Genomic DNA, 7,988 nt, shown 5'->3' on the forward strand with positions numbered 1-7,988 from the left:
CTTTTAGAGGAAGGGAAATTGTTTGTTATTCCTGAACGTAGAAAGCGATCTTGCCCGAGGGTAGTTAAGGGTAAACCACAAAAATATCCCAAAAAAAATACCAGTCAGCGTTAACTGACTGGCATTACCCTTTTGGGAGCCTTTTTCTATTCGCTAATAAATCACTTTCTACCAAGCGCACTCATGACTTTAGGCTTAGGTGAGCTATGCTTGTAGTGGTCAACTAATTTAGGACACCTAATAAGAGGTTTTGAACCACCCCGGGATTGTCGGAGACTTAATATTCTGAGAGAATACGACAATGAAAACACGAAACTACACTCCCGAAATTAAAGAAAGAGCCGTTCGCATGCTGATTGAAGCATTAAGCGACTATCCCTCTACATGATCAGCCATTCAAGCCATTGCTCCTAAGATTGGCTGCACGCCTGAGACCCTGCGATCATGGCATAAAAAGCACATAGACCAAACTATCCCTGCATCATTACAAGCTCAAAGCCAAGAGCAGCGTATCAAAGATCTTGAACGTGAGAACAAAGAACTAAAGCAAGCCAATGAAATTATACGCAAGGCTGCCGCTTTTTTCGCCCAGGCGGAGCTCGACCGTCCACTCAAGTAATGGTCAAATTTATTGATAATAACAAGCTAGAATACGGGGCCCTAGCCATCTGTAGAGTACTACCGATTGCCCCGTCAACCTATTACCGTGCTAAAGACATGGAGTGCTGCCCTGAAAAGCGTTCACTGCGCAGTCAGCATGACGACTATTATATCAGTGAAATCAAACGTATTTGGCAGGACTGAACCGCCCCAGGATTGTCGGAGACTCAATCCTACCTTGTTAGTAATTTCTGCCTGACTCAGGTAAATTAACCTCCGATAAAGTCGGGTTGGTTCAATGACTTGATAGCAAAGGGCATGCTGAACAAACCTGACTCTTCTGGGTGCAGTACCAGCTATGAGATAGAGCTCACCTCATTTCTACGGAATTGACATCATACACCAGTTGATAATTGTAGGTCATATTGCTCACAGCCTTTGAGATTGCCTTTATTCGCTTTACTCTGCCAATTAGATAACGTTTGCATCTCTATTCCGAGCTGCTGAACAGTTGCGCTCAAGTTACGATTGTTGTCTGCTATCTTTCTGACAGCTTCTGCTACAAATTGACTGCCATGTTATGCCCTTTTAATGCCATAAATCTGATATCGTTCTTTTAGGCTTATATGTGTGTAGCTCACGGTTGCAATCGTGCTTTGGCAGTGGATAATGATTTTGAGGTTAGGGCATCTAGGCCTACGTTGTATCTGCTCAGCCAAATATTTACAATCATCTATTATGGCTACGTTTGATGCCAGCATAATTTTTGATGCACCATCCAATATTTTTTTCTAATGACAATCAAAGGAGATTTATATGAAAGCGGCACGTTTTTATGACAAAGGCGATATTCGTATTGAAGATATTCCAGAGCCTACTGTAGAGTCGGGTACCGTTGGAATCGATGTCGCTTGGTGTGGCATCTGTGGTACTGACTTGCATGAGTTTATGGAAGGTCCTATTTTTATCCCCCCTTGCGGTCATCCTCACCCCATCTCAGGAGAGTCTGCCCCAATCACTATGGGTCATGAATTCTCAGGGGTCGTTTATGCTATCGGTGAGGGTGTTGATGATATTGAGGTTGGTCAGCATGTCGTGGTTGAACCATATATTATTGCCGATGATGTGTCTACCGCGCCTGGTGAGAATTATCACTTATCAAAAGATATGAACTTCATTGGTCTTGGTGGTCGCGGTGGTGGTTTGTCTGAAAAAATTGCGGTCAAGCGTCGCTGGGTACATCCTATCTCTAATAAAATCCCATTAGATCAAGCAGCCTTGATTGAACCGTTAGCCGTTGGCTATCATGCTTTTGTGCGCAGTGGTGCCAAAGCAGGTGATGTCGCTTTGGTCGGTGGTGGTGGTCCGATTGGATTGTTATTGGCTGCCGTTTTAAAAGCCAAAGGTATTACCGTCATTCTCACTGAATTGAGTGCCAAGCGCAAAGAGAAGGCTAAAGAAAGTGAGGTTGCCGATTACATTTTAGATCCGACTGAAATAGATTTGCCTGAAGAAGTCATGAAGCTTAAGGATAACCGCGGTGTGGACGTGGCCTTTGAATGCACCAGCGTCAATAAGGTATTGGACTCACTGGTTGAACTTACTAAACCTACTGGTGTGGTTGTGATTGTCTCTATCTGGAGCCACCCAGCTTCCGTAAATGTACATAGCGTAGTCATGAAGGAGCTCGATGTACGTGGGACTATTGGTTATGTAAACAATCATCAAGAAACCATCAAATTGGTCGAAGATGGCTTAGTGAACCTTGAGCCCTTTATTACTCAACGTATCAAATTGGATGATTTGATTGCTAAAGGCTTTGAGACTTTAATTCACAACAATGAATCAGCAGTGAAAATTATTGTGAACCCAAACCTGTAAACAGTAAGGCAAGGGGATATCTGGCTAGCTAGGTGGTTTTAATCCGCACGTTAGAATTAACCAAACCTCAAGTTGCCCAAATTTACCTAGGAAACCTTAGACACACGGTGACACTCCTAAAGCGATTTAAAGTACTTGTGCCAATTGATTATGACGGTACCTAAAGATTTTACCAGAATCATAGCGAAGGACTAAACAAAACAATACCTCTGGGAGTCAACTCCCAGAGGTATTGTTTTTGTTTGTCATACAGACAAGGTTTTTAATATCTGGTTCTTCGTTAAATTGGTTAGGCTTTTCTTGTCATCATTTAGCATAAGCATTTCAATTATTTCGAAGTTAGCACTTAGTACATCCTCATAAGACGCTAAGTTTACGACAATCCTGGGGTGGTTCACTATGAAGACCACTATAGTCGTCAGATACAAGGTTTTGCACGCGGTACTGAGAAGCAGCAAATCATCGCAAGTCTCTTAAAAGGTGACCATAGCTATTCTGAAATACAAGTAAGGTGGGTACGATTTGGGTGGGCGGCAGACTGGCAAAGCGAGGCTGATTGCAGACGGCTATAATGACAGCTTGCTCAGCTTGCGTCAGTTTGTTCCTCGGGGCTTGGCGCACGGCATCAGGACGCAGGTCAGCACTCACTTGACCCGCTTTATACCAGCGCCTGTAGGTGCGTATGCTGATGCCAACCTCACAACAGGCCAGAGTGAGTCTTGCCCCTGATCCATTGGCTTCTTGGATCCAGTTGATGTACTGCTTGCGCTCTGAAAGTGAGGTCAGTCGTCCTCGTGCTCTTGCCAAAACGCATCCAACTTTTTTCGCAGTACCAATAAGGCGGCAGTTTCAGCTAGGGCTTTTTCTTTTCGGGCAAGCTCTCGGGTGAGTTGCTTAATCTGCTTGCGGTCTGTTTGTTGTTGACGCTTGTCTTTGAGGCTTTGCTGTTTGCTGCTACTAAAGCCTTGTAGGGCAGAGGCTCGCCAAGCTTTGATTTGTTCGACATAGAGGCCTTTGTTGCGGCAGTATTCACTAAGCTCGCTTTCGCTTAGGGCGGCAGTCTCAATAACGGTGGCAAGTTTGGTGTCACTGGTCCAGTTATCTGGGGTATGGTGGTTGGTGGGCATGGGCTGACCTTGTTCTCTGGCGTGATTGCGCCAATTATACAGGGTCTGTAAGCCGATGCCTTCACTTCTTGATACTGCAGCAACGCTCATGTTGCTTGGGGGTTGTAGTTTGCTGAGTATGGCTTGTTTACGTTCGTCACTATAACGTGGCATGATGTGTCCTTGATGCCCCCATTTGGATTATTCTTTAGGGGTGACAACTATCCTGCCATAGGGGGATAATTGACGCTCTCATCACCCCCTTCGATATAACTGGAAAAGTTCTCACTGATAAAACGGTAAAACAAAGTACCCAGTACATATTGCTTAAAGTCCCAGCCATCGACTGAGCCACGAACCTCGTTTGCAATTTGCCAGATTTGGCGGTGTAGTTCGGCTCGTTGTTGGGTACTTGTCATGATAAGAATCCTATAGAAATAAAAGAGGAACAGGTTAAAAAGTGGGTATTACAATGCTTGATTCGTTGATAATAACTGGACCATAGCAATTTTTTATTTAAACGGAGATCAAATTTCTAAAATACTGGTTAGTCGGTTTAACCATCCGTCAAATTCGATATTGGTTTCAGTTGATTTAAATGAGAATGATGGGTGCTTCATTCTCTTTACTACTCCAAATTTGTTTAGATAGACATCGGTAGGCCAATTAATTGAACGTTGAACTATCAACTGTAATGTTTTCTCAAGTTGCCGATCCCATCGTTCAAAATCTTTTACTTTAATTATTAGTGTTGACAGCATTCTATCAGTATCATTCATATCGATTTCTAAAATGATAAAATAAGCTGTTTTGGTCTTTAGTTGTAGTTCAAGCAAAGATCGATTATTACCGTCTGTCGTTCTATGTAATCTCGATCGACCAACAGCTGGTAAAAAATGTAAGTTTTCATCATAGTAAATTTCCTTTTCCTCAGATAGTCTCTCGATAAGCATCTTAAAAGCTTCAAATCTTTGCATATACAGCTGCAGTTCATCACTTTGGTCATCTAGGCCCGAAAAGTTAGCTTGGCAAGCTGTACCGTCGATTGTAGCCTCATCAGTACTTAGATCTAACACTACAAACTCATCATTAGAATCAATATCTGTGTTAACTCTTCCTTTGGACCTTCTTTTCGCGATTTTCCGAGTCTCAATAGGGCTTATAAAACTAAAAGAGGTTTTTGGAATATCTAATTTTTTTACTTTAGTATCAATGTTTGCATCATGTTGGTCGTCAATAGAATCACTCTCAGTAAGATCAGGTCTTCCCGCACTACCGCCTTTATTGCCTGGTTGTGCACCGACTTTGAACTTATCGCTATAAAAATACACTTTTTCAGATAAAGAGGATTGAATGTTACTAATACCTATAATCTCATGGACGTAATAATTATTAGTTTTATCATCAAACCAACCCCTAGTCTCTAGTGTTAGGTTATCAAGTTGAGGTGGTTGAAAATGAAAAATCCAGGTTTTGCTGCCATCTTTGTCTAGGACTTCTGCATTATATAATCTAGCAATACTCTCATATGAAGTACGGGCGTTATCATCTAATAAAACCCATGCTAATAAGCGTCGCGCGCCTTCACTATCGAAGGTTTTCAGTGGCAGAGTACAAATAGGGAGTATATTTATTAGTATGGAGTTATCTGCTTTTCTTTTAATCCAGAACTCTCGGCTTAATATACCGTTATCAACACAGTTTCGAGCGAGATAAGTGTTATGAAAAAATAGAATTCTTGCAATTTCTATTTGAGGTATATGAACTTTCATACTAGGAGAATGATGACTGTGATAGTCGAATACAAAGGTGTTACCACCACTTTCTGAGTCGAAACCTTTTTTCCAGCTTGAAGTCGATATGCCATCTAAGTTCATTGAATAGCCGCCTTTACGGGCCTGACCATCGTTAGGATTTATATACCTTCTTTTTGCGAGAGCTGGTAAGTTCGATAGCCTAGTATGTTTTAGAAGATTTGTTTCACCGTCTCTTACGCATAATTCTACATTCCACGACTTCAAATGATTGTGCTTAAAAATTTTACCAATGTATCTTATCTGCACATTTTTCGGAAAACTCCTAATTTTCATAAACTTACCTTAGCTATTTCCTTGATGGTAATATTATTAGCCACCTCTAAAAATCTATCAGTCACAGATGTCATTCTCTGTTCACTTAACTTTGCTTGTCGTAATACTACCCAACGTGAAAGAACTTCTTTTTTACCAATACTTTTGATCAGTACACGACTTACACGTCTAATCTGATAGTCGCTCACATCTTCACTATACCGGCCCAAGAAAGCCGCTACGAGTGGTAGTTTATCTAAGTTTTTTTCGACTGTAGCAATGGAGTTGGTTTGCTGCATCCACCATTTTTTTGATCTACGCGGTGTTTGCATATCCCAAATTATTGCTTTATTTTTTTCAACTAACAAACGTACTGTTTTAATATCACGCTGATTCCAGTTGATTTTTGTTCCTTCAGGAATATGGTACTTATGATTCTTTTTATTAGTATGCATCAACCATGCTTTATCATTACGATATAACCACGCATAAAGTGCTCGATCGACCGAACGAGCACTTTTTATACTTTTTTGTTCTCTTAGGAGTTGTATCCAAAGATCACGCTTAGAAAGGAGGATGGTGGAATCAATATGCTCAGGTAATGTTGCTTCAATTTCAGTTTTAGGCTTTTCAGGTTTTTGAGATTTTACTAACCTTATTATTTCTGGGAATGACCAATAATTACTTATTAGAGCTTCAATAACGATAATATGTTCTAAGTAGCTGAATGATTTTCTATGCTTACGGAATATACCACGAAGCCAGCTTGTCTCTGTTTCTAAGTGATTTAGACTATATTGTTTAAGTAAACTGTCAGACCATCTGTTTTTTATTTTATCAACAATTTGGTCATAATAGATATGCTTTGAACCTCTAAGACAGCCACTGTCTAAAGCAAGCTTTTTATAAAAATCACTCCATTGCACATAGCTAGGTGAAGTCTGGCTCGGCAAATGAAAAAGCTCATTTATCTTTTGTGCAATGAATATATCATCTGCACTAGACGATATTTGAATATTAGGTTTACAGTTGTGCGGATCAGGAGCGATAAAGTCATGGCGAGATACTGATCTATACTCGTGAGAAGAATTTAATAACGTTCCATGTTTTAGGCAACAAGTTAATCCTTGAATTTGCCATAGTCTTGACCAGTACCACTCTCCATGATTAGCCAGCTGTTCATCAAAACATCCAGGGCAAAACCTTAAAAATTTAATCGGCGGTAATCGCGAAGCATTTTTACCAATGGCAAGATGAATAGCTCCTTGCGACTGCTCACCCATCCAATACATACATTTCTGTCTGCGCTCTTCAGGAATAAAAGGGGCGTACAAGGGGAACAAAGTATGTTTATAGGCTAATGTATTAACATCATATAGACCGGTAGGGTAGTGTTTAGTGATTTTAGATAAATGGCACGGTATATCAACAGTTGCTACTACCTTTCTATCTCCAAAAATATCATCGAGCAGTTGTTTTGGGCTGGTGATTCCTGATCTTACTTTTGAGCGAGCTACTGTGCTATAGATAAGTTCATCAGGGTAAGGGATGGGGAAATTTAGCACGTCAACTTACCTTAGGTAGCCAATCATTTATATCAAAAATAAGATTAGTGGACGTTTTTAAATGATCATACAACATCTCTTCTTTGTTCTTTTGGCTGAACTGAAAGCGTAAATCTTCATTGTCCAAGGTATGCCAGTCTTTTTGTTTCAGAAGACTAGCTTTAGCTTTCGAGCTACGGGGTTTTATTTTTTTTGTTGAAATGGACTCATCAATCTTTTCATCTTTCAACCATTCTAGCACTACAACGATCAAATCAGATATAGATGCATTCGGTAATTTTTGAATGACCTTTTTGACCGTAGGCACTAATAGGGGAGATTCCTGACCAATATCAACTAACATGCGGTGTAATCTGATACTCATCTCATGTCCCTGATACTCAGAAAACTCATCAAACTCAGCCCCTCTTTGCTGTAATTGTGATTGAAGCGTTAGGAGCTTTTTATCAATATCGGGTATCACCAGATCTGAGAACTGAGCAATTTTATCAGCTCGTCCAGATCGTAGGGCGTCGATCATAGGATGAATAGGTCTAAGGTCTTCATCGTAAGTAGTTTGCAGTAAAGGGACAGTAATGCGTTCTATGCCATGATCTATAGCTCGTAACTGGGCTAAAACAAATATTTTAACAGCAATATCTTGAGCTATGCTGAAGAAACCGTACAAGTAAACTTGGTAAACTAAGCATATTAATCGGAGCTTATCATGGTCAAGAAAATAAGAACCTATAGCACAGAATTTAAAGCTGAAGCCGTTAAGAAGATAT

Annotated in this window: 5 protein-coding genes, 4 pseudogenes and 1 other annotated feature; of the genes and pseudogenes, 2 read left to right on the forward strand and 7 right to left on the reverse strand. The window is 40.5% G+C overall.

Annotation, left to right across the window (positions count from 1 at the left end):
- Positions 1-301 precede the first annotated feature (301 nt).
- A pseudogene (locus tag JMX92_RS13595) lies at positions 302-801 on the forward strand (transposase); the annotation flags it as partial.
- Positions 577-693: a sequence feature (AL1L pseudoknot), on the forward strand. (Overlaps the previous pseudogene by 117 nt.)
- Positions 802-1,010: 209 nt before the next feature.
- Here the strand turns inward: JMX92_RS13595 and JMX92_RS13600 are convergent.
- Positions 1,011-1,142 (reverse strand): annotated as a pseudogene (locus JMX92_RS13600) (IS3 family transposase); the annotation flags it as partial.
- A 274-nt stretch (positions 1,143-1,416) separates the two neighbouring features.
- On the opposite strand from JMX92_RS13600, the gene JMX92_RS12710 reads away from it, so the two are divergent.
- Positions 1,417-2,481 carry a 2,3-butanediol dehydrogenase gene (locus tag JMX92_RS12710; protein ID WP_201546019.1) on the forward strand — a complete coding sequence of 355 codons (1,065 nt, stop codon included), beginning with the start codon at positions 1,417-1,419 and terminating at the stop codon, positions 2,479-2,481.
- A gap of 459 nt (positions 2,482-2,940) precedes the next feature.
- On the opposite strand, the gene JMX92_RS12715 is transcribed toward JMX92_RS12710, so the two are convergent.
- The 6 genes and pseudogenes from JMX92_RS12715 to JMX92_RS12740 form a co-directional block, all read right to left on the reverse strand.
- Positions 2,941-3,288 (reverse strand): hypothetical protein, encoded by a 348-nt coding sequence (locus JMX92_RS12715; RefSeq protein ID WP_192524697.1) that lies wholly within the window; start codon positions 3,286-3,288, stop codon positions 2,941-2,943.
- A complete protein-coding gene (locus JMX92_RS12720) occupies positions 3,264-3,761 on the reverse strand; it encodes a transposase (protein ID WP_192524696.1) in 498 nt (165 codons plus the stop codon). The genes JMX92_RS12715 and JMX92_RS12720 overlap by 25 nt, the downstream gene beginning before the upstream one ends.
- A gap of 53 nt (positions 3,762-3,814) precedes the next feature.
- Positions 3,815-4,006, reverse strand: a pseudogene (locus tag JMX92_RS12725) (type I restriction-modification system subunit M N-terminal domain-containing protein); the annotation flags it as partial.
- Between the two features lie 108 nt (positions 4,007-4,114).
- Complete coding sequence (locus JMX92_RS12730; protein ID WP_201546020.1) at positions 4,115-5,677, reverse strand: Tn7-like element transposition protein TnsE; 1,563 nt, start codon at positions 5,675-5,677, stop codon at positions 4,115-4,117.
- Entirely contained in the window at positions 5,674-7,221 is a 1,548-nt protein-coding gene (locus JMX92_RS12735) for a TnsD family Tn7-like transposition protein (RefSeq protein WP_201546021.1), read from the reverse strand. The genes JMX92_RS12730 and JMX92_RS12735 overlap by 4 nt, the downstream gene beginning before the upstream one ends.
- A gap of 1 nt (position 7,222) precedes the next feature.
- Positions 7,223-7,988: pseudogene (locus JMX92_RS12740) on the reverse strand (hypothetical protein); the annotation flags it as partial.

The organism is Psychrobacter sp. H7-1, assembly GCF_904846585.1.
GTDB lineage: Bacteria > Pseudomonadota > Gammaproteobacteria > Pseudomonadales > Moraxellaceae > Psychrobacter > Psychrobacter raelei.

Coding starts and splice junctions, on each gene's coding strand:
- JMX92_RS12710 (WP_201546019.1), top strand. CDS start 1,417: ATGAAAGCGGCACGTTTTTATGACAAAGGCGATATTCGTATTGAAGAT.
- JMX92_RS12720 (WP_192524696.1), bottom strand. CDS start 3,761: ATGCCACGTTATAGTGACGAACGTAAACAAGCCATACTCAGCAAACTA.
- JMX92_RS12730 (WP_201546020.1), bottom strand. CDS start 5,677: ATGAAAATTAGGAGTTTTCCGAAAAATGTGCAGATAAGATACATTGGT.